This window comes from Lactobacillus delbrueckii subsp. jakobsenii ZN7a-9 = DSM 26046 (genome assembly GCF_001888925.1).
GTDB classification, from domain to species: domain Bacteria; phylum Bacillota; class Bacilli; order Lactobacillales; family Lactobacillaceae; genus Lactobacillus; species Lactobacillus delbrueckii.
The window spans coordinates 730,886-748,801 of sequence record NZ_CP018218.1 but is presented as its reverse complement, the minus strand read 5'-3'; the positions used below and the strand labels follow the sequence as shown (position 1 = coordinate 748,801).

Here is a 17,916-nt window from a genome sequence, read left to right as displayed (position 1 = left end):
ATTAGCGTCTGAAGAGCTGGTAGTAAATTTTCGCATTTTTTTGACTGCGGATATGTAATTTCAAAAAGGTGACCAGGTCGTGCTTCCAGGAATTTTTCCCTTCCAGCCAGGTCCCGGTAAAAAGGTGAATGGACCGGGACTGAGGGGAAGGGTTGCAGAGGATCCCGTCTGGATAAACATGAATTCCCTCCTTTAACACTTGCTCTCGGTTGCCAGTCTTAAGGCCATACTTTTCTTTGAGAATTTCCGTGACGGACAGAGAGTTGACCCCGGCCAGCTGGTCCTTTTGGTCAAAGACAAAATCCAGGTCGTCATAGTAGTGCAGGATGTCAGCCATAAAAGGATGCCCCTTCTCTGCCGCGATGATGGCCGCTGACAAGTAGTCATTGTTTTCAAAGCCGATAAAGGCCCGGTCATTTAGCAAGCCGGCAAAATCTTTTAAGACCATGACATCGGTGTCCAGGTAGATCCCGCCCATTTCATAGAGGGCCTTGGCCCGGACATAGTCGGAAACGAAGGCCCACTTCTTGGCCTGGTAGGCCTGCTTGACATATTTGTTGGCATTCAGGTCCAGCTTGTCTTCATTCCATTCGATGATTTCGTAGTCCGGCAGGCGCTTTTGCCAAGAGGCCAGACAGGTCTGGATGGTCTTGGACTTGGGATTGCCGCCCACCCAGACATAGTGGATAATTTTGGGAATCATGCTTTTTCTCCTTGCAGGCAGGCCTGGTAGCCGGCCAGAACGTCAGCCAGTTGCCGGTCCAGGGAAAAGTGCTGGCGGGCATAGGCTTTTTCCGTTTGGGCAATTGCTGCTAATTCTTCTTTTGGCAAAGCGGCGATTGCTCTTAACTGGTCAGCCATGGCTTTTTCCTCGTTGACCGGCATGACCCAGCCTTTTCCTTCTGGAATCAGTTCCCTGGCCCCGCCCACGTCAGTTGACAAAAGCGGGAGCAGGTTGTCAGCTGCTTCCAGCAAGACTAGAGGAAAGCTTTCTGAGTAAGAAGACAAGACGGCCAGGTCCATCTTCCGGTAGAGCTGCCTTAATTCTGCTTGGGTCAAAAAGCCGGTGAAAGTCACTTGGTCTGTTAAAGCCAAATCCTGCCGTAATTTTTTTAAGTCCGCTTCCTGGCTACCGCTGCCGGCGATATAGAGGTGAGCTTGCGGCAAATTGGCTGCTTTAAATGCCTTGAGCAAAAGATCTTGCCCCTTGACCTTCTCCAAGCGGCCAACATTGATGATGTTAAAACCGGCGTGGTCTTCCTTGCCTGCTATATTTCTATTGTCCCTAAAGCTAATCCCGTTGTAGATAACGTAAATCCGGCCGGGCTTTACTCCATAACTCAGCAGGTTTTTTTCAAAACGAGGAGTGATGGCGAAGACACCATCGGCCTGCTTGATCGCCCGCAGGTTCAGCTTGGTAAAAATCTTCCCAGCGATTCCCCGCCCTTCAAAGTCGATCGCGGGATCCGAGTGGACCGTGATCAACCAGGGACAAGGCAAGGATGACTTGATCAAGCTGACAAAAAGGTTGGCCCGGGCCCCATGGCTGTGGACCAGGTCATAATGTCCATCCTTGATTGTCTTTTTCAGCCGCTTGAGCAGGGCCAGGTCGTAGCGGCTGGAGCCGCCCAAAACGATAGTCTTGATCCCCTTTTCCCGGGCAGCCTGGGCAACCGGTCCTTCCGCGAAGGTCAAGAGGTCAAAATCCTGCCCCGCCTTTTTGGCCTGGGAGAGCAGGTTCACGATATGAGTCAGCCCGCCTCCGCTTTCCAAGCCGGCGTTGATGTGCAGTACTTTCATTATTGCTGGTCCTGCTTCTTGCTCTTCTTAACTTCCACGACGAATTTGGGCAAAACCATCATCCGGCCGATCCGGCTTGGTTCCTTCAAAAGACGGTAGAACCATTCCAGGTGGGCGTCCTGAAAGAGCTTCGGTGCCCGCTTGACGGCGCCGGCGAAGACATCAAAGCTGCCGCCCACCCCCATCATGCTAGCTGACAAGTTTTGCTTGCGCAAGATCGCCAGGAGCTTCTCCTGCTTGGGAAAGCCCAGGGCCGCGAAGACCAGGTCGGGCCCGCTTTGGGCGATCCGGCTGGCAATTTCCGGCAGGGCGTCTTTGGAGTAGCCATCTTCAGCGCCAACTAAGTCGATGCCCGGGTAGTCCTTGGCAATTTTTTCCTTAACGGCGGCGATGACGGCTGGCTTGGCCCCAATCAGGTAGACCCGCAAGTGGTCTTCATTGGCGATTTGCAGGTACCAGCAGAAGAGGTCGTAGCCGGTTACTCTCTCCGGCAGCTTCAGCCCCAGCATCTTGGCCCCCTTGATGATGCCGATCCCGTCAGCCGTCACGTAGTCAGCCACATTGTTGATGATTTCCCGGTATTCCGGGTCTTCCTTAGCGGCCATGACAATTTCCGGGTTGGCCGTGACCACCAGGGTGGATTCTTTTTTCCGCAAGCGGTCCAAAAAGCGGGCTTCAAATTCCGCCAGGCTGTACTTGTCGAAGCCAACGCCCAAAATGTTTATTTTTACCATGCTTACACGCTTTCTTTGTTTATTTTTGCTGATTTCTTCCTTATTAATAGCTATTTTTTCAAGCGCTTTTTGACGATCGTGACCAAGTCTTCGTTCAAGTCAAACTTCAAGAGCCAGAGGATGGCCAGGTACAAGGCCATAATAACCAGGGACTTGACCGTCATGTTGATAAAAGCACTTGGAATCTGCCAAGGCCACAGCATCCCTGCCGCCAGGCTGATCCCCATGGCCAAAAAGCACTTGGGCACGTCGCTGAAAGTTTCCTTGAAGTCATAACCGTCCCGCACGATCCAGCAGCGCAGAAAGAGAACAACGGCTTCGGTCAAGATGATCGCCACCATGGCCCCCGCTGCCCCGAAAGGCCGGTCCAAAAAGTAGCTGAAGACCAGCTCTAGGACCGCCCCGATCGTAACTGGAATGGCATAGTCCTTGTCCCGCTTGTTGGCCAGGGCAAACTGGTTGGCGAAGACCCCGCCCATGGGAATCAAGATGATGGTCAAGGTGAAGAAGAACATCAAGGGGGTCATCGGGATATATTTTTTCCCGAAGAAAAAGGGCACGAATTCCTTGGTATTGGCCATGACCACCACGGCAAACATGGTTCCCAGCATGGTCGTGGCTTCCAGGGACTTCTTCAAGACCTTCTTCTGGGTTTCCTTCCCCTGGACCGCCATCTGCGGCATTATTACCAGGGAAATACTGGTGATAACCCCCAGGATCATGTTAGAAATCCGCTGGGAGTTGTCATAGTAAGAGACCTGGGCCGTATTTTGGAAGAGGCCCAAAAGGGGCTTGTCCAAGGAAGTGTAAATCTGGGTCGCGATCTGGGGAATCATCAGGGTCATGATGGCCCGGCGGGTTTCCGCGAAATAGTAGAAATGCTTGACTGGCCGGCCGACATATTTGCCGATGCTGAACCAGAAGACAAAGGAACCCAGCATGGTGGACACGGACATGATCAGGAAATACTTCCAAAGGTCAGCCGGACTTTTGATCAAAAGCAAGATAAAGACAACGCTGACGATCTTGACGATGGTATTTCTTAAAACCACCCGGCCAAAATCAGCCAGGCCCTGGAAGAACCAGGAGATGTCAAACTGGGCGGCAATCAAGTATGGCAGCATCAGCAGGAAGTAGTTCCAGTAGCGGACCTTGAGGACCAGGCAGGTCAAGACAGTCAAGGCGATGGTTACCAAGCCGCCGATAAACTGGAAGTACCACAGGCCCCAGAAGGCCTCGGTCAGTTCCCCGCTCTTGCTTTTGGCCCGGGCTTTAGAGATGCTTCTGACCCCGATATTGGATAAGGACAGGACGCAGAAGATCATCAGAAACTGGATCGTGTTGTTGACGCTGGAATAGATCCCGTAGGTCGTCGGGCCCAGGACTCTGGACAGATAAGGAACCGTGATCAAGGGCACCAGGACCAGGAAGACCTGGTAGACCGCGTTATAAAAGATGTTCAGAAAAGTTTTTTTCAAGGATCAGACCCCGCTTAAGTAATAAAAAATAGTCTGGCAGGCCTGGCCATGGTCGGCCTGGTCGCTCAGCTCCAGCCACTTTTTCCGCTCAAGACCATACCCGTCTTTTTCACCCAGTTGCTTAACCAGGTCAGCCTGGCTGGCCACGCAGGGACCAGGGACGATTTTTTCATAAGGCCCCAGCAAAAAGCCTCGGGTCTTTTCATACTGGGCCAGGTAGTTGGTGATGAAAATCAGCGGCTTGTCCAAGTGGAGATAGTCAAAGTAGATCGAGGAGAAGTCGGTCATAAGGAAGTCCGTGGCTCCCAGGATTTCGTAGAGGTCCAGCTTTTTCGCCAAAAGGTCGGAATTGTTCAAAAAGGCCACGTGCTTGGCCTCCAAGTGGAAGTCGCTGAAGAGCTTCATTTCCCATGGATGGAGCTTGACCAGGAGGTACTGCTTTCTAGCAGCCAGAGCCTGGTCTAAAGCGGCCAAGTCAAAGTCACTGAAGGCAAAAAAGTTCCCTTCTTTAATCCGCTCCATCACTTCCGGCTCTTCCAATTCATAGCGGAAGGTTGGCACATAGATCCCTACTTGGGCTTCCGGGTCCTGGCAGGAGAAAAAGTCAGCCAGGAGCTGGGCCTTTCTATAAGGAGACTTGAGCAAGGAATCAATTCTGGGGAAACCCAGCCGGACATAGCGGGGACCTTCAATTCCCATGCAGGCGCTCATCAAGCTTTCATAGAGTTCCGAACTGGAGGTGACCAGGTCGGCCGTCTTGTGCCAGAGCTTTTCGTTTCTCTGGTTGTCTCGGCGCTGGGTATTGTTGGCCATAGTCCCCATCCGCTTTAGGGGAATCCCGTGCCAGAGGGCCAGGTTGACCTGGCTTTTCCGGACCTTGAAGGGCTGGTGGGTGGTCAAGACGTACTTGGCCCGGCCGATTTTTTGCCAGTCTGACCAGGGCAGGTGGGAAGAAGGCCAGGGCTCGATCAAGTAGGCCGTGACTTCCGGGTGCTCGCGGCGCAGGTATTTATAAAAGAGGTAGCCATTGGACCCCGACCGGCCGGCCCCATTCAAGATCACGTATGTGTTGGGGTCTTCTTTTTGCCAGCGGGCCAAAAATTTCATGACTGCCAGATATAGGCGGAATAGTATGCTTTTCATAGTGCCTCGTTAATCATTAGCTAATAGTATCAAGTCCATTTTAGCAAATTCGCCCCCTGCCGCCAAAAGCAAGTTCCATCTTTTGTACTTTTTTAAAGGAAGCAAAAAGAGGCAGGACTGAACCTGTCTCTTTGTCATTTTCATCTTTAGCTAGTCAGCTGGCTATTTGCTGAAAGTAAATTCGAAGCGCTCGCCCACGTATGAAGCCCGCGTGTATTCAAAGGGCCGACCATCAGCCAGCTTGGTAACCTGCCGGCGGGTGATCAAGGCTTCCCCGCGGCGGCAGTTAAGCAGGCGGGCCTCCTGTTCATTGGCGACAGCGGCTGAGATGTACTCAGTTGCATCCCCGATCTGGTAGCCCCCCTGCTTCTCCAAGGTCTGGTAGAGGTGGCTTGACACGTCATCTTTGGCAAAAGGCGCGATCAAATCTTCCGGAACCGTCACGATTTCGTGGCAGATCGGTACCTGGTCGGCATAACGGATCCGCTCCATGCGCAGGACCTTGTCGCTGCCCTCCAGGGCCAAGCGTTCTTTTTCCGACAGGGACGGCTGGGTGATCTTGTAGGAAACCAGCTTGCTGGACGGGGTCTGCCCGTTGGCCCGGGTGATTTCGGTAAAGGACATGATCCCGGACATCTTCTCCTGGACCTTCTGGCTGGCCACGTAGGTCCCGCTGCCCAGCCGCCTTTCCAGAATCCCTTCTTCCTCCAGGGTCTTGATGGCCTGGCGCAGGGTCATCCGCGACACCTTGAACTGTTCTGCCAGCTGCCGTTCAGCTGGAATCCGGTCCCCCACCTGGTAGACATGGTTTTCAATGTCCCGGCGCAGCTGATTGTGAATTTTGATATACATTGGTTCTTGCATCGGTCTTTCCCCCCACAGGATCATCAAGCTTGGATCTTAATTAAATTCTATAGCAAAAGGCGGCCTTTAGACAAGTTTACATTTTATTCCCGTCAATTTTACCTTGCCCTGGCCAGTCTGCTTGACCAGCAGCTGGTCCTGGTCGCTCTCCAAAACATTGCCTAAGATCCCGGCTTTGTCAGCCAGGAGCAAGTGGCTGCCAGCCACGTTTAAAAGGGCATTCTGCAGGCGGACCTGGCTTGCATCCCTTAAACTAAGCCAAGTGCCTTCGCTGCAGGAAAAGTGCGGCCGGCAAAAAACAGCCTTGCCCTGGCCCATGATTTCCCCTGCCTCCAAGTGGCAGTTGGTTAAGTTGCTGCTTCCACTGACCTGCTTGAATTGCTTAAAAGTGCAGTTTTGGAAAGCGGCTGAATTAGCTTTTTCCAAAAGGGTTGTCCCCGGCAAGTCGCAGTTCAAAAGGTCGGCCTGGCCATTTTTCAGAGTTAAAGACAGGGCAGACTCAGTGAAGTAAAGGTCATTTCCTTCGCTCAAGCTGATCACCTGGTCAAAAGCCGTCTGGTCAAAGTGCCCTTCATAAGCCGAACTTTCCTCCAGGACAAAATCCCCCTTGATCTGGGACTGGCTGATGGCTAATGGGCCAAAGCCATTGCCGGTAAAAGCAGCGGAAGTTGCCGAGATTTCACTGGAAGAGATCTGGACATGCTGCTCCTCATCGCCAACCAGGCGGATTCCCCCTTTGACCTGGCAGGAGTAAAATTCCAGCCAGACCGGCCCCAAGGCTATGAGGGACGTGCCCCTCTCCCCTTCTGCTGCTTCCAGCCGGCAGCCGCGCAGGGTCAAGTAAGGAGCATTTTCTCCTTCATAGACTCTGACCAGGGCTCCAGCAATTGCGGTAGTCTTGACGGCCAGATTTTCCAAGGTCAAATAGCGGCCATCCAGGATGACCGTGCCAACCAGGACCGTCATATCCGCTGCTGTCCCCGTCCCCTTGATCACGATATTCTTCAGCTTTTGCCCAAAAGGAATTTCATAAAAGCCGGGAGCCAGCATGAGCACGTCATCGTCTTCCAGCTGGTCTAAAGCCTGCTCCCAGGACAAGTCCCGGGGGTCCTGGCTTACTTTGATTAAGCGCATGATCTGGCTCCTTTCTATTCCTTCCGTTCAGTCCACTTGATCCCCATCAAAGAGATGTTTTCCGGATGCTCGCACTTGATTTCCAGTGGCGCCCCCTGGTAGTAAAGGGCGTTGGCCACTAAACGGGCATCATTGTCGACCAGAACCGGCCAGTTTTGCGGGTCAAATTGCAGGTTCCGCCCCTTCAATACCGCCTGGTCGACCAGGAAGATGAAGTAAGGGTAGTCGCCATTGCCGGAGAAAGTCACTAAGCTGCCGTCCATAAAGCTTTTGCCTTCCAGGCTGGCCGCGGCCGCGATCTGCACATTGGACAAAAAGCTCTGGCTCTCCCCCCGGGCCTGGAAATTGTAGAGCTGGCTGTTCTGCATTAGCAAGTGGCAGTGGTCTTCGATAGCCAATTGACTGGGCATTTGACTCTCCAGGATGTTCAACCAGCATTCGCCCCGGGCATAAAGGCTGTAGTCCCGGTTAAGAAAACGGCAGGAGTAAACGTTGACCCAGCTCTTGCCGCCTAAGTTAAGGTTGCCGATGGCGGAGTTATTGATGTTTAATTCAATGTTGCTGGAATCAAAGCTGTTGACCGTCCCCCGGATCTCAGAGTTATTAATGATGGCCGTCCCAGTCCCTTCCAAAGAGATGGTGCCGAATTTTTCTGATTCATAGTCCAGCAGGCAGTCCGCCATTTCCAGGCGGAAATTGGCTTTTTCAAAAAAGGACAGGGTCCCGTTGAGCAGACGGCAGGAGTACATCTCCACCGTGTCCTGGCCGTTGACGGAAATCGTAGTCGTCTTGCTGCCGGTCCCGGTCAAGACACAGCCGCGCAGGATCAGATAGCTGTTGGTCTCTTCCGGCAAATCCAGGGTATTTACGTCCCCGTAAGGTTCCAGGGTCAAGTTTTCAAAAACCACCCGGGAGCTGTTTTCACCGATGGAGAAAAAGCTGCGGATCCGGGTGTCTTCCGGACTGGCCCCCAGGCCCTTGATGGTCACGTCTTCTAATAGCCGGCCCCGGGGCCAAACGTAATAGCCGGGCTCCAGCAGCAGATAGTCCCCCGGCTCAATGTCGAGCATGGCCTGGTGCCAGGTCATTTCACCGCCGCCGCTGCCAACTTTGATGTATTTGCTCATGTCCGCCTCCTGGTCAAAAAACTAAATACTATTGTACCCGCTATACGGGCAAAATAGTTGAAGAATGCTTCTTTTTTCGCAAAAAAGCCGTCAGTTTCTTCCTTATTGAAAGAAACTGGCAGCTTTTACCGGTTTAAAACTTGTTTTACTTAATCTTGACGTCCCAGTAGTAGGCAACCGTCCCGTAAGGAGACAGGCGGAAGCCGGTCACCTTGGACTTAAGCAGGTAGGAAACTCCGGCTTGGTAGAGCGGTGCCGCGAAAGCATCCTTTTGGATCAATTGCTTTTCGGCAGCGATCAAGCTGGCCTGCCGCTTGGCTGGCTGGGTGGCGTAAGTGCTCTTTGCCTGGTTGATTTCCTTCCAGAAAGTCCTGTTCTTGTAGTCACTTTCCAGGTTGAAGAGACCACCGATGGTCAAGTAGTCGATCGGATCCTGGAAGCTTGGCTGCCAAGTCCCGTAAACCATGTCAAAGTTGTGCTTGCTCGTGTCCGCCAAACGGGACTTCAGCGGAATTGACCGCAACTTAACGGTCAAGCCCGGCAGGTTCTTCATCAAGTTGCTCTGCAGGTATTCGCCTACCCGCTTGGAAGCGTCCATGTCACTGGTTAACAGTTCGATGGTGATCTTGGACTTGCCCAGCTGCTTTTTAGCCAAAGCCCATTCCTTTTGGGCCTGCTTCAGATTGTAGGTCATCAGCTTGCCGGCACTGGCCCGGTAGTCCTTGCCGTTTTCATCGTAGATGAAGTCGCTGGCTACTAAACCTTGGGCCGCCTTGCCTGAATGCAGAACCGTCTTCACTAATTCCTGCTTGTTCACGCCCAGGCTGATTGCCCGGCGGACGTGGACATTACCAGTAGTCTTGCGCTTCAAGTTAAAGACCATGTAGCCGTTGGTCGGCGTGGTCTTCGTGTGGTAGTCAGCGTTCTTTTCATACTGCTTGACGTAGTCAGAATCAACTGGCGCGTAGTCCAGCTGCCCGCCCTTATAGAGGTTGAGGCCGGTAGAGGTAGTCTTGATGACCTGGACCTTGACCGCGCTCAAGCTGACTGACTTGGCATTCCAGTAAGTCTTGTTCTTCTTCAAAGTCCACTTGAGATTGGACCCGGTCCATTGGCTGACAGTAAATGGCCCGTTGTAAACCAGCTTGCTGGAACTGGTCCCGTAGCTGGACCCGTACTTTTTGACGATCTTCGTGTCCTGCGGGTAGAATTGGGCCCCAGTCAAAAGATCCGGCAGGTACTGAATCGGATTTTCCAAAGTAATCTGCAGCTTGTACTTGCCCAAGGCCTTGATGCCCAGGCTAGACACCTTCTTCTTGCCGGCCACGATGTCCGTCCCGTTCTTGATCACCTGGTAGCTGTCGCTGTCCAGGGAATCGTTCTTCGGGTCAACCGTCCGCCGCCAAGCAGTGACGTAGTCCTGGGCCGTTACCGGGTCCCCATTAGACCACTTGGCATTTTTCCTAAGGGTAAAAGTGTAAACCTTTTGGTCCTTGGACTTGGTCACCTTGACCGCCCCGGCCAGCCGGGCCTGCCCCTTTTTGTCAAAACGGTAGAGCCCTTCCATGGAGTTCTGCAGGGTTTCAGAGCTGATGGTGTCCCCGTACTTGCTGGAGTCCAGGGTACTGATTTCCCCGGTTACGGCTGTCTTCATCACCTGCTTGGAGCTGGAAGCCCCCTTGTTTTGCCCGCAAGCTGTCAAAAGTGCGGCCGTTGCCAAAAGTGTTACTGAAGCAATCTTTTTCTTATGCATCGTTTAATCTCCCGAGAGTTTACTTGTCTAGTCTAATCCAATCTAATCTTACTTGCATTTATTAAACTTACTAAAAGTAACCAACAACTTACTTTTCAGTATAGCAAGTAATACTAAGAATGTACATCATTACTTATGAAAGAAATTTTTTTCTTTTAAAATTATCTTTTTCATATGTTTTTAAGCGCTTCTTCTGGCCAAAAACTATTTTTCTTTTGCTTGGGCAAAAAAAGAGCTTCTGACTGGGTCAGGAGCTCTTTTTTCGGGTTGGGTGTTCTTTAGAACAATTGCGTTAGCTGGATTCGAACCAGCGCATGACGGTACCAAAAACCGTTGCCTTACCACTTGGCTATAACGCAATCAATGGAGGAAAGTGGATTCGAACCACTGAACTCAGAGAGAGCGGTTTTACAGACCGCCGCGTTTAGCCACTTCGCTATTCCTCCGTTGAAGTACTCTATTATACTAACAAAAAAACAGGGCAAGTGCAAGGTTTTTTGGCGATTTTTTTACTTTTTGGCTTAAACTTCCAGGCGCAGGTCCTCTGCCTGGACAAAGCTCAAGCGGTCGATGAAGAGCCAGCGCATGAAGAAGCCCAAGGCAACTGGGTAAACGACGTAGAGAACCGTCAACAGGATGATGCTCCCCCAGCCTGGCGTCATCTTGGCGTAAGCCGCCAGGGGTCCGATCAGGCCGCTGAAGCCAAAGCCAGCGGAATTAGGCGTCCCCTGCAGGTTGAAGATGGCGGCCAGAAGACCGGACAAAGCAGACGAAAGCAGGACCGGGACAAAAAGCTTCGGCTTCTCCAGCATATTGGCCATCTGGATCTTTGGCGTACCGATGAAGTGGGCCAAGGTGGTCCCCATCCCGTTGACGCTGTAGCTCATAATCCCCAAAGTGTAGGCCGCCCCAGTGATGCCCAGGTTGGCGGCCCCGGAGGCAACCCCGGTCAAGCCGATCGCCACCGCGATCCCAACTGAAGAAATCGGGGACACGATCATAGCCGCGAAGGACATCCCGATCAAGACACCCATCAAGAGCGGCTGCAGCTTGGTAAAGGCCATGACAATCATGCCGATAAAAGTGGTCACGGTTTTAACGTATGGCAATATCAAGAGGCCGATCCCGCCGCCAACGACCAAGACGATAATTGGCAAGAGAATGGTCGTGTAGGAACCAAGCTTGTTGCCAATCAATTTGATCAAGAGGATGGCTAGGGTGATCGTCAAGCCAATGTTGATAACGTCACCAGTCCCGGCGACCATGATAAAGCCGTTTTTAAAAGTAACCGCGCCAGACCCGATCATGGCCGCGGCTGCGACCGAACACATCTGGATCATGTTCATCTGGAAGAGGTAGGCCGCGCAGAAGCCGGCCATGGCCGCCAGCAGGCTCTGGGTAAAAGTAGTGATGTTGATGACCGTCTGGGCAAAAGCCGGAGCTACACCCAAGAGGGCCTTCATCAGCTGGCCTAAAATCGCGGCCGGCACCAGGGCAGCAATGACCCCGAGTCCGATCCCGTTTAAAATGTTCAGCGTGCCTTGCTTAAGGCCGTTTGTTTCTTTACTTTCCGTCATTCTTATTTTCCTCGACAAATTTCTTGATTCTGCTTACGCCTTCTTTAATTTCGTCCAGTGCCGTCGCGTAGGAGAAGCGGAGCCAGCCCTGCCCGCCCTTGGCGAACCAGGAACCGGCACAAACCCCGACATGGGCCTGGTCAGCCAGCTCATAAACGAATTCCGTGTCTTTTTGGTTAAGACCGGCTGGAATCTTGGCCCAGATATAGAAGGCCCCCTGCGGTTTGACCACTTCAAAGCCGGTTTCCGTCAAAGCCTGGTAGAGGTAGTCCCGGCGCTCTTTGAAGGCGGCCTTCATTTCCCGGGCATCCCTATCCCCGTTTTTAAAAGCTTCCTCGGCCGCGTCCTGCATTGGGGTCGGTTCAGTCGTGGTGATGAACTGGTGGACCTTGGCCAGCTGGTCAGTGATTTCCTGGGGAGCCGCCATGATCCCGATCCGGTAGCCGGTCATGGCCCAGGACTTGGAGACACCGTTTAAAACGATGGCCTGGCTTCTGAGGGACTTGGCCATTGAGGCGTGCTCTTGATCGTAGTTCAGTTCACTGTAGATTTCGTCGCAGAGGACAAAAGTTGGCCGGTCCTTGATTACTGCCGCCAAAGCATCCAGCTCTTCCTGGCTGTACATGACTCCAATCGGGTTGGTCGGGTAGTTCATGACCAGAATCCGGAGGCGGTCGCCGTATTCGTCAACGGCTGCTTGCAGCTGGTCTGGCGTTAATTTGAAGCTGGTCTGGGAAGTGTCGATCTGGACAACTTCAGCCTTTTCCAGGGCCGCGTCAGCAATATATAAAGGAAAGATCGGGGTTGGCAGGACCATCACGTCGCCTGGGTTGATGATGGCAGACATGACCGTGTAGATGGCTTCCGTTGCTCCGTTGGTAGCGATGATTTCGCTTGGCTCATAGTGCATGTCGTAATGCCGGGCCAGAAAGTCTGCCGCGGCTTTTCTGAGGCCTGGCGTCCCGTTTGAAAGAGCGTAGTGGGAGTGGTTGTCCACGATCCCCTTAATGGCAGCCGTCTTGATATGGTCCGGGGTATTGAAGTCTGGCTCGCCAACCGTGAACTTGACGATGTCCGGGTACTGGCTCGTATACTTGGCAAAATTCAGAATAGCTGAAGACTTTACTTCCGCTACTCCCTGCTTAAAGTGCTTAGTTAAATCAACCATGGTGTCCTCCTTGGCTACCGTAAAAACAAAAAAATCGCGGATCAGATGATCCACGATTACCAAAGTCTGCTAATGCGCGTGTTCTTGAAACCGCCGGATCCTGATTCCTGCCGTTTCAAAAAATGCTGAGAAAACTCTTATTATTGAAACTGCAGATGCATGTTCTTGCTTGAAAACTTGCATCCACAGATGCAAGCTAGTTCCAGTAATAAAAGCTAAAGAATTTCGCGTTCTTGCTGATTAAAGCGTTCATGATTCTTGTCCTCTCTCAACATTTTATGCTTTAACTATATCTTAAGAACAAATTAAAGTCAAGCGAGATATGTTAATTTTCTTCCCAATTTTCAGGATTAGCCAACAGGTCCTGCATGGCCTGCAGGAGGTCACGGCCGACTGTGATTGTTCCGGGCTTAAGGAAGTAGCTCAAGGAAATTTCTTCTTCCAGCTGGCCCAGCAGCTTTTGAATTTTCTCCGCTTCTTGTTCTTTTCCAGCCATTTGCTGCCTCTTTTCTTAAAATCAATCTGACGACAAAAGTTCTTTTCCATTTTACCAGATTTTTGACCTGCTTTTTTGGTGCGCAAAAAAGGCCAAGCCTTCCGGCCTGGCCTTGCTTATTGCGTTAGCTGGATTCGAACCAGCGCATGACGGTACCAAAAACCGTTGCCTTACCACTTGGCTATAACGCAATCTTACTTGTGAGCTGATCGCTCAACCAATAGTATATTACCTAATTTCCTAGCTTTGGTCAACAGTTTTCGGCAACTTTTTCTAAAAATCTTTTCCCTTAAACCCGGGCCGGTAGGTCGACCTGGCTTTCAGCCAAAACCTTGCCCTTTAAGGCACGCAAGAATTCATTGTAGTAATAAGGCTGCTCCAGGTCCAGTTTCTCGCTTAAAGCGTAAACCCGGAAGTGGTAGTCGTGGTCCTTGTCCGGCGGAGTCGGCCCGATATAGCCCGTATGCACTTCTTCTGGATCGGTTAAAAAGCGGGAAACAGTACTATTGTAACCCTGGGGCGTATTCGTCGTCCGGCTGAAGTCAGCTGGAATTTCGCTGACTGCTGGCACGTCGCTAGCCAGCCAGTGGATCCAGGCAAAGCCGCAGACCGGAATGGAATCATAGTCGACCAAGGACCAGGCCAGGTACTTGGTCCCTTCCGGCAGGTCCGTCAGGGTAAAAGGAAAAGACACTACCGGATTGCCGGCTTCTTTAACGCTGGCATACTTGGCATATTCATCGGGCAAATAGCCCTTATCCAATTTAACTTGAATCTGCATGGTTAAACCTGCTTTCTTTACTCAAGACTTACTATACATCATCTTCATTTTAACATTTTTTCTGTTAAACTAATTAACGGTGTATTTTATAGGAGTTTTCTCATGTCACGTTACAAAATTCAATCCTTTCTCTTCGTTTTCGTAGCCTTCATGTTGGGCTGCAATGAATATATGATCGTCGGCGTTTTGCCGGATATTTCCCGGGAAATAAATGCCTCCCTCAGCAGCTTGGGCTACCTGGTTACCGTATTTGCCTTGGTTTATGCTGTCGCCACTCCCCTGGTCACTTCCCTGACCAAGTATTTCAAGCGCCACCAGCTCCTCTTCTTTTTGATGGGGATCTTCTTTATCGGCAATACCTGGACGGCCTTGTCACACAGCTATGTCAGCCTGCTTTTGTCCAGAATCCTGTCAGCCACGACAGCTGGAGCGATTATTTCCCTGATCCTGGTTATCGCCAACTTCGTGGCTCCCTTGGAAAAAAGAGCCTCGCTTCTCTCCTGGATTTTTGCCGGCTTCTCGATTGCTTCCATCATCGGCCTGCCAATGGGGACCTTGATCTCAACGACTTTTTCCTGGCATGCTAGTTTCTGGATGATCTCGCTTCTGACACTCGTAACCTTTATCCTTTTACTGGCCTTCGTGCCCCGGGACACTCCGCAGAGCCAGTCCAGCAAGGGCAATAAGCAGTTTGCCATCCTGGGCAACTGGCACATCCAGCTGACCCTCCTGGCCATCATCCTGGTCTGCGCGGCTCAGTATACCTACTATACCTACATCCGGACCTTGATCACCGACTACATGCATTTCCCGAAGAGCTGGCTGAATGTCCTGCTCTTGCTGCTAGGCTTGGCCTTTATTGCCGGCAACAAGACTGGGGGCTTTCTGGCCGACCATGGCGGGATCAAGCGCCTGCCTTTGGTCTTTGGCATCCAGACTGTTCTGCTCTTCCTCTTGGCTCCCCTTTTGCCTCTGTCCTGGCTAGCCTTCCTGTGCATCGTCGGCATCTGCTGCGTCAACAGCATGTACGGGTCTTCCACCCAGGTTTATTTCATGGACCTGGCCGCGGCTGAATATCCAGAGTCAATCGACTTCGCTTCCAGCTTCAACTCAATTTTTGCCAATGTCGGCATCTCCCTGGGCTCCTTTACGGCAGCGCAAGCGGCAGGCTTGACCGGGATCGCTAGCACCCCCTACTTTGGCGGGGTCTACAGTTTGCTCAGCTGCCTTCTGATGGTCCTGGTCTGCCGGCAATTAGCTGCTAAGAAGTAAAAATAGGCAAAAGCTAAAAAATGAATAGATAGTAAAAACTCGCCGCACGGCGAGTTTTTTAGTCGAATAAAGTTTGCCAGTTGGCATCCCGGTGCGCGGCAAAGCACATCTTCACCTGTTCAGTTGAGTTCTTGTTTTCTGCCAAAGGCGGCAGGTCATCTTCCTTAAACCAGGCCGCCTGGCTGGTTTCGGAGTTGGCTTGGAATTCCCCACCTAAAGACTGGCAGAGATAATAGATGTCGGTAATCCCATAAGGGTGAATGGAGCCATGGTGCTTGAAGTGGTCTTGAACAGCGATAATTTTGACCGGTTTGACAGTTAAGCCTGACTCTTCCCGGCACTCCTTAATGCAGTTGTCAGCTGGAGACTGGTCGACGTCACACCAGCCGCCGGGCAGGGACCAATGCCCTTCTTTTTCCTGGACCAGGAGAATCTGGTCATCTTTAAAGATGGCTGCCCTGGTCGCGATTTTCGGAGTCTGGTAGCCAATTTCATTGCAAAAGAGCTCTTTGACCTTGTCATAACTGACCGCGCTTTTTTCCGCCAGCATTTCCGCGGCTATTTCCCGCAGACGGCTGTAGCGCTCCGTGTCAAAAACGTCCTTGCTGTAGGCCAGGCCGGTCTGCCCGATCGCTTGGATTTCCATGGCCCAGTCAATCAATTTGTCGCCTTTTTTCATCATGCCCTCTCTTCCTTCTGCTGTAATTGTTCCTGCCTTAATTATAGTCAAAGGGGAAAATTTTTTGCGCAAAAAAGCAGATCCGGAGATCTGCTTTCTTGACTATCTTTAATCTCGATTATTTGACGTAGGCTTCCTTGAAGTCCCAGTTGCCCCGGTTGTAGACCGCGTTCTTGACACTGGTCCGAACCAGCATGACGCTGGTTGAGTAGTAGAGCGGGCAAATGCCGGCATCGTTTAAGAGGATGTCTTCAGCCTTGCTCATGTCGCTCCAGCGCTGGCTGGCAGACGTGGTGGTCTTGGAGTCAGCAATCAGCTTGTCGTATTCGCTGTTTGACCATTGCCCGTCGTTTTGGCTGTTTCCAGTCGTAAACAGGTCCAGGAAGGAGATTGGGTCAGCGAAGTCGGCGATCCAGTCGATCAGGCCCAGCTGGAAATTGTGGCTGGCCAGGCGGTTCAGCAGGGTCTTGAATGGCACGCTGTTAACTTCCACCTTAACCTGCGGCAGGGTCGCTTCAATGTTGGACTGGATTGATTCTGCCGTCTTCTCGGCACTGTCCGTATCACTGGAGATCAAGGTCAGCTTAATCTTGCTCTTGCCCAGTTCAGCCAGGCCCTTAGCCAGGTACTGCTTGGCCAACTTCTTGTTGCCGTCCTTCGGGTAAAGGCTCTTTGCGCTTCTGGAGATCAAGCTAGTGTAATCTTTGCCGTTGACCTTGGTCAAGTCCTTGGAGGTCAAAGTGTTGGCCGGCTGGCTGGCCCCGCCGTCGATGGTAGAAACCAGGCCCCCGCGGTCAATTGCCAGTGACAGGGCCTTGCGGATGTTGGCGTTCTTGACGTATTCGTTGCCGCTCTTGCCCTGGCTGAATGTCATGTAGTAGGTCCCGCCTTGCGGCAGCAAGGTGAAGGCCTTATCGCTCTTCAGCTGCTTGATTTGTGAAGAATCAAGGGAAGTAGCGTCCAGCTTCTTAGCCTGGTAGAGGTTGTAGGAGGTCGTGGTTGATTTTTGTACGCTCCAGTTGATCTGGTTTAGCTTGACCTTGCTCTTGTCCCAGTAGTACTTGTTCTTGACCATCTTCCAAGACAGGTTGGACCCGGTCCAGCCCTTTTGGATGTAAGGGCCGTTGTAGACCAGGTACTTGGAAGCTGTCCCGTACTTGGAGCCATAGTTCTTAACGGCTTTTTCATTTTGCGGGAAGAAGACCGCGAAGCCCATCAGCTTGTTGAAGTAAGGGATCCGCCGTTCCAGGGTCACGACAAGCTTGTACTTGCCAACCGCTTTGATCCCTAGGCTCGTTGCCGGCTTCTTGCCAGCTACGATCTTGTCAGCATTCTTGATGCCAGAGAAGAGGTACGAGTATTCTGATTCAGTCTTCGGGTTGGCTGTCCGCCGCCAGGAGTAGACAAAGTCCTGGGCCGTCACCGGATCCCCGTTGGACCACTTGTCGTTCTTTCTCAAGGTAAAGGTGTAAGTTTTACCGTCTTTGGAAACTTTTTCAGAGGTTGCCAGGCCAGGAGTGATCTTTGAGTCCTTGCCCAGGCGGTACAGGCCTTCAAAGGTGTTGGAGATCTGGGTAAAGGAAACTGAGTCGGTCGCTTTTGACAGGTCCATGGTCGGAATTTCAGCACCAGCTGACCAGTTCAGAGTTTTTTTGGCAGATGAACTTGCCTTTGAAGAGCCACATGCCGTTAACGCGAGTGCCGCCAGGCAGACGCAGGCTGCTTGACCTAAGTTTTTCGGAATTTTCATTGTCTTGTCCCCTGTTTTCACATCTTTGTCATCGCTGGTTAATTTTTTAAGCTTGTACCCATTGTATTTCCATTTTGCAGCATATGCAAGGACTTGTCTTTTTTCCGGGAAACTCTTAGTTTTGGAAGTTTTCTGTCCGACACGGATTTACTTTATTCAG

At 51.8% G+C, this 17,916-nt stretch carries 16 protein-coding genes and 3 tRNA genes; 1 reads left to right on the top strand and 18 read right to left on the bottom strand.

Annotated elements, in window-relative coordinates:
* Window position 1: 1 nt before the first annotated feature.
* From LJ046_RS03905 to LJ046_RS03835, 16 genes are all read right to left on the bottom strand, one after another.
* Complete coding sequence (locus LJ046_RS03905; protein ID WP_002878099.1) at window positions 2-703, bottom strand: glycosyltransferase family 32 protein; 702 nt, start codon at window positions 701-703, stop codon at window positions 2-4.
* Complete coding sequence (locus LJ046_RS03900) at window positions 700-1,800, bottom strand: glycosyltransferase (protein ID WP_002878100.1); 1,101 nt, start codon at window positions 1,798-1,800, stop codon at window positions 700-702. Before LJ046_RS03900 ends, LJ046_RS03905 begins: the two co-directional genes overlap by 4 nt.
* Entirely contained in the window at window positions 1,800-2,534 is a 735-nt protein-coding gene (locus tag LJ046_RS03895; protein ID WP_002878101.1) for a WecB/TagA/CpsF family glycosyltransferase, read from the bottom strand. The genes LJ046_RS03900 and LJ046_RS03895 overlap by 1 nt, the downstream gene beginning before the upstream one ends.
* 50 nt (window positions 2,535-2,584) lie before the next feature.
* Window positions 2,585-4,012 carry an oligosaccharide flippase family protein gene (locus LJ046_RS03890; RefSeq protein ID WP_002878102.1) on the bottom strand — a complete coding sequence of 476 codons (1,428 nt, stop codon included), beginning with the start codon at window positions 4,010-4,012 and terminating at the stop codon, window positions 2,585-2,587.
* 3 nt (window positions 4,013-4,015) lie between these two features.
* Window positions 4,016-5,155, bottom strand: coding sequence for a CDP-glycerol--glycerophosphate glycerophosphotransferase (locus LJ046_RS03885; RefSeq protein ID WP_035176521.1), 1,140 nt, complete (start codon window positions 5,153-5,155; stop codon window positions 4,016-4,018).
* 162 nt (window positions 5,156-5,317) lie between these two features.
* Window positions 5,318-6,019 (bottom strand): GntR family transcriptional regulator, encoded by a 702-nt coding sequence (locus tag LJ046_RS03880; protein WP_002878105.1) that lies wholly within the window; start codon window positions 6,017-6,019, stop codon window positions 5,318-5,320.
* 66 nt (window positions 6,020-6,085) lie between these two features.
* Window positions 6,086-7,153, bottom strand: a complete 1,068-nt coding sequence (locus tag LJ046_RS03875) for a hypothetical protein (protein WP_002878106.1) — start codon at window positions 7,151-7,153, stop codon at window positions 6,086-6,088.
* Between the two features lie 14 nt (window positions 7,154-7,167).
* Window positions 7,168-8,280, bottom strand: coding sequence for a phage tail protein (locus LJ046_RS03870; RefSeq protein WP_002878107.1), 1,113 nt, complete (start codon window positions 8,278-8,280; stop codon window positions 7,168-7,170).
* 145 nt (window positions 8,281-8,425) lie between these two features.
* Complete coding sequence (locus tag LJ046_RS03865) at window positions 8,426-10,033, bottom strand: peptide ABC transporter substrate-binding protein (protein ID WP_002878108.1); 1,608 nt, start codon at window positions 10,031-10,033, stop codon at window positions 8,426-8,428.
* Between the two features lie 287 nt (window positions 10,034-10,320).
* Window positions 10,321-10,392, bottom strand: a tRNA-Gln gene (locus LJ046_RS03860).
* A 5-nt stretch (window positions 10,393-10,397) separates the two neighbouring features.
* Window positions 10,398-10,479: transfer RNA gene (locus tag LJ046_RS03855), tRNA-Tyr, on the bottom strand.
* Between the two features lie 75 nt (window positions 10,480-10,554).
* Window positions 10,555-11,610, bottom strand: coding sequence for a PTS sugar transporter subunit IIC (locus tag LJ046_RS03850; RefSeq protein WP_002878110.1), 1,056 nt, complete (start codon window positions 11,608-11,610; stop codon window positions 10,555-10,557).
* Entirely contained in the window at window positions 11,597-12,778 is a 1,182-nt protein-coding gene (locus LJ046_RS03845; protein WP_002878111.1) for an aminotransferase class I/II-fold pyridoxal phosphate-dependent enzyme, read from the bottom strand. Before LJ046_RS03845 ends, LJ046_RS03850 begins: the two co-directional genes overlap by 14 nt.
* A 325-nt stretch (window positions 12,779-13,103) precedes the next feature.
* The gene (locus LJ046_RS10155; RefSeq protein ID WP_002878112.1) at window positions 13,104-13,274 is read right to left on the bottom strand and encodes a hypothetical protein; all 171 of its coding nucleotides are present in this window, start codon (window positions 13,272-13,274) and stop codon (window positions 13,104-13,106) included.
* Between the two features lie 119 nt (window positions 13,275-13,393).
* Window positions 13,394-13,465 (bottom strand) — tRNA-Gln (locus tag LJ046_RS03840).
* A 98-nt stretch (window positions 13,466-13,563) separates the two neighbouring features.
* Window positions 13,564-14,055, bottom strand: coding sequence for a YbhB/YbcL family Raf kinase inhibitor-like protein (locus tag LJ046_RS03835; protein WP_002878113.1), 492 nt, complete (start codon window positions 14,053-14,055; stop codon window positions 13,564-13,566).
* Between the two features lie 102 nt (window positions 14,056-14,157).
* Here LJ046_RS03835 and LJ046_RS03830 point away from each other — a divergent pair, with 102 nt between their 5' ends.
* Entirely contained in the window at window positions 14,158-15,327 is a 1,170-nt protein-coding gene (locus LJ046_RS03830) for an MFS transporter (RefSeq protein WP_002878114.1), read from the top strand.
* Between the two features lie 58 nt (window positions 15,328-15,385).
* Here the strand turns inward: LJ046_RS03830 and LJ046_RS03825 are convergent, their stop codons facing one another.
* Window positions 15,386-16,009, bottom strand: a complete 624-nt coding sequence (locus LJ046_RS03825) for an NUDIX hydrolase N-terminal domain-containing protein (protein ID WP_002878115.1) — start codon at window positions 16,007-16,009, stop codon at window positions 15,386-15,388.
* A 115-nt stretch (window positions 16,010-16,124) separates the two neighbouring features.
* Window positions 16,125-17,756, bottom strand: coding sequence for a peptide ABC transporter substrate-binding protein (locus LJ046_RS03820; RefSeq protein ID WP_002878117.1), 1,632 nt, complete (start codon window positions 17,754-17,756; stop codon window positions 16,125-16,127).
* Window positions 17,757-17,916 lie beyond the last annotated feature (160 nt).

Excerpts from the sequence above, each read along its gene's own strand:
- LJ046_RS03870 (WP_002878107.1), bottom strand. The coding sequence starts at position 8,280 with ATGAGCAAATACATCAAAGTTGGCAGCGGCGGCGGTGAAATGACCTGG.
- LJ046_RS03850 (WP_002878110.1), bottom strand. The coding sequence starts at position 11,610 with ATGACGGAAAGTAAAGAAACAAACGGCCTTAAGCAAGGCACGCTGAAC.
- LJ046_RS03885 (WP_035176521.1), bottom strand. The coding sequence starts at position 5,155 with ATGAAAAGCATACTATTCCGCCTATATCTGGCAGTCATGAAATTTTTG.
- LJ046_RS03835 (WP_002878113.1), bottom strand. The coding sequence starts at position 14,055 with ATGCAGATTCAAGTTAAATTGGATAAGGGCTATTTGCCCGATGAATAT.
- LJ046_RS03825 (WP_002878115.1), bottom strand. The coding sequence starts at position 16,009 with ATGATGAAAAAAGGCGACAAATTGATTGACTGGGCCATGGAAATCCAA.
- LJ046_RS03820 (WP_002878117.1), bottom strand. The coding sequence starts at position 17,756 with ATGAAAATTCCGAAAAACTTAGGTCAAGCAGCCTGCGTCTGCCTGGCG.
- LJ046_RS03830 (WP_002878114.1), top strand. The coding sequence starts at position 14,158 with ATGTCACGTTACAAAATTCAATCCTTTCTCTTCGTTTTCGTAGCCTTC.
- LJ046_RS03845 (WP_002878111.1), bottom strand. The coding sequence starts at position 12,778 with ATGGTTGATTTAACTAAGCACTTTAAGCAGGGAGTAGCGGAAGTAAAG.
- LJ046_RS10155 (WP_002878112.1), bottom strand. The coding sequence starts at position 13,274 with ATGGCTGGAAAAGAACAAGAAGCGGAGAAAATTCAAAAGCTGCTGGGC.
- LJ046_RS03865 (WP_002878108.1), bottom strand. The coding sequence starts at position 10,033 with ATGCATAAGAAAAAGATTGCTTCAGTAACACTTTTGGCAACGGCCGCA.
- LJ046_RS03880 (WP_002878105.1), bottom strand. The coding sequence starts at position 6,019 with ATGCAAGAACCAATGTATATCAAAATTCACAATCAGCTGCGCCGGGAC.
- LJ046_RS03875 (WP_002878106.1), bottom strand. The coding sequence starts at position 7,153 with ATGCGCTTAATCAAAGTAAGCCAGGACCCCCGGGACTTGTCCTGGGAG.
- LJ046_RS03895 (WP_002878101.1), bottom strand. The coding sequence starts at position 2,534 with ATGGTAAAAATAAACATTTTGGGCGTTGGCTTCGACAAGTACAGCCTG.
- LJ046_RS03900 (WP_002878100.1), bottom strand. The coding sequence starts at position 1,800 with ATGAAAGTACTGCACATCAACGCCGGCTTGGAAAGCGGAGGCGGGCTG.
- LJ046_RS03905 (WP_002878099.1), bottom strand. The coding sequence starts at position 703 with ATGATTCCCAAAATTATCCACTATGTCTGGGTGGGCGGCAATCCCAAG.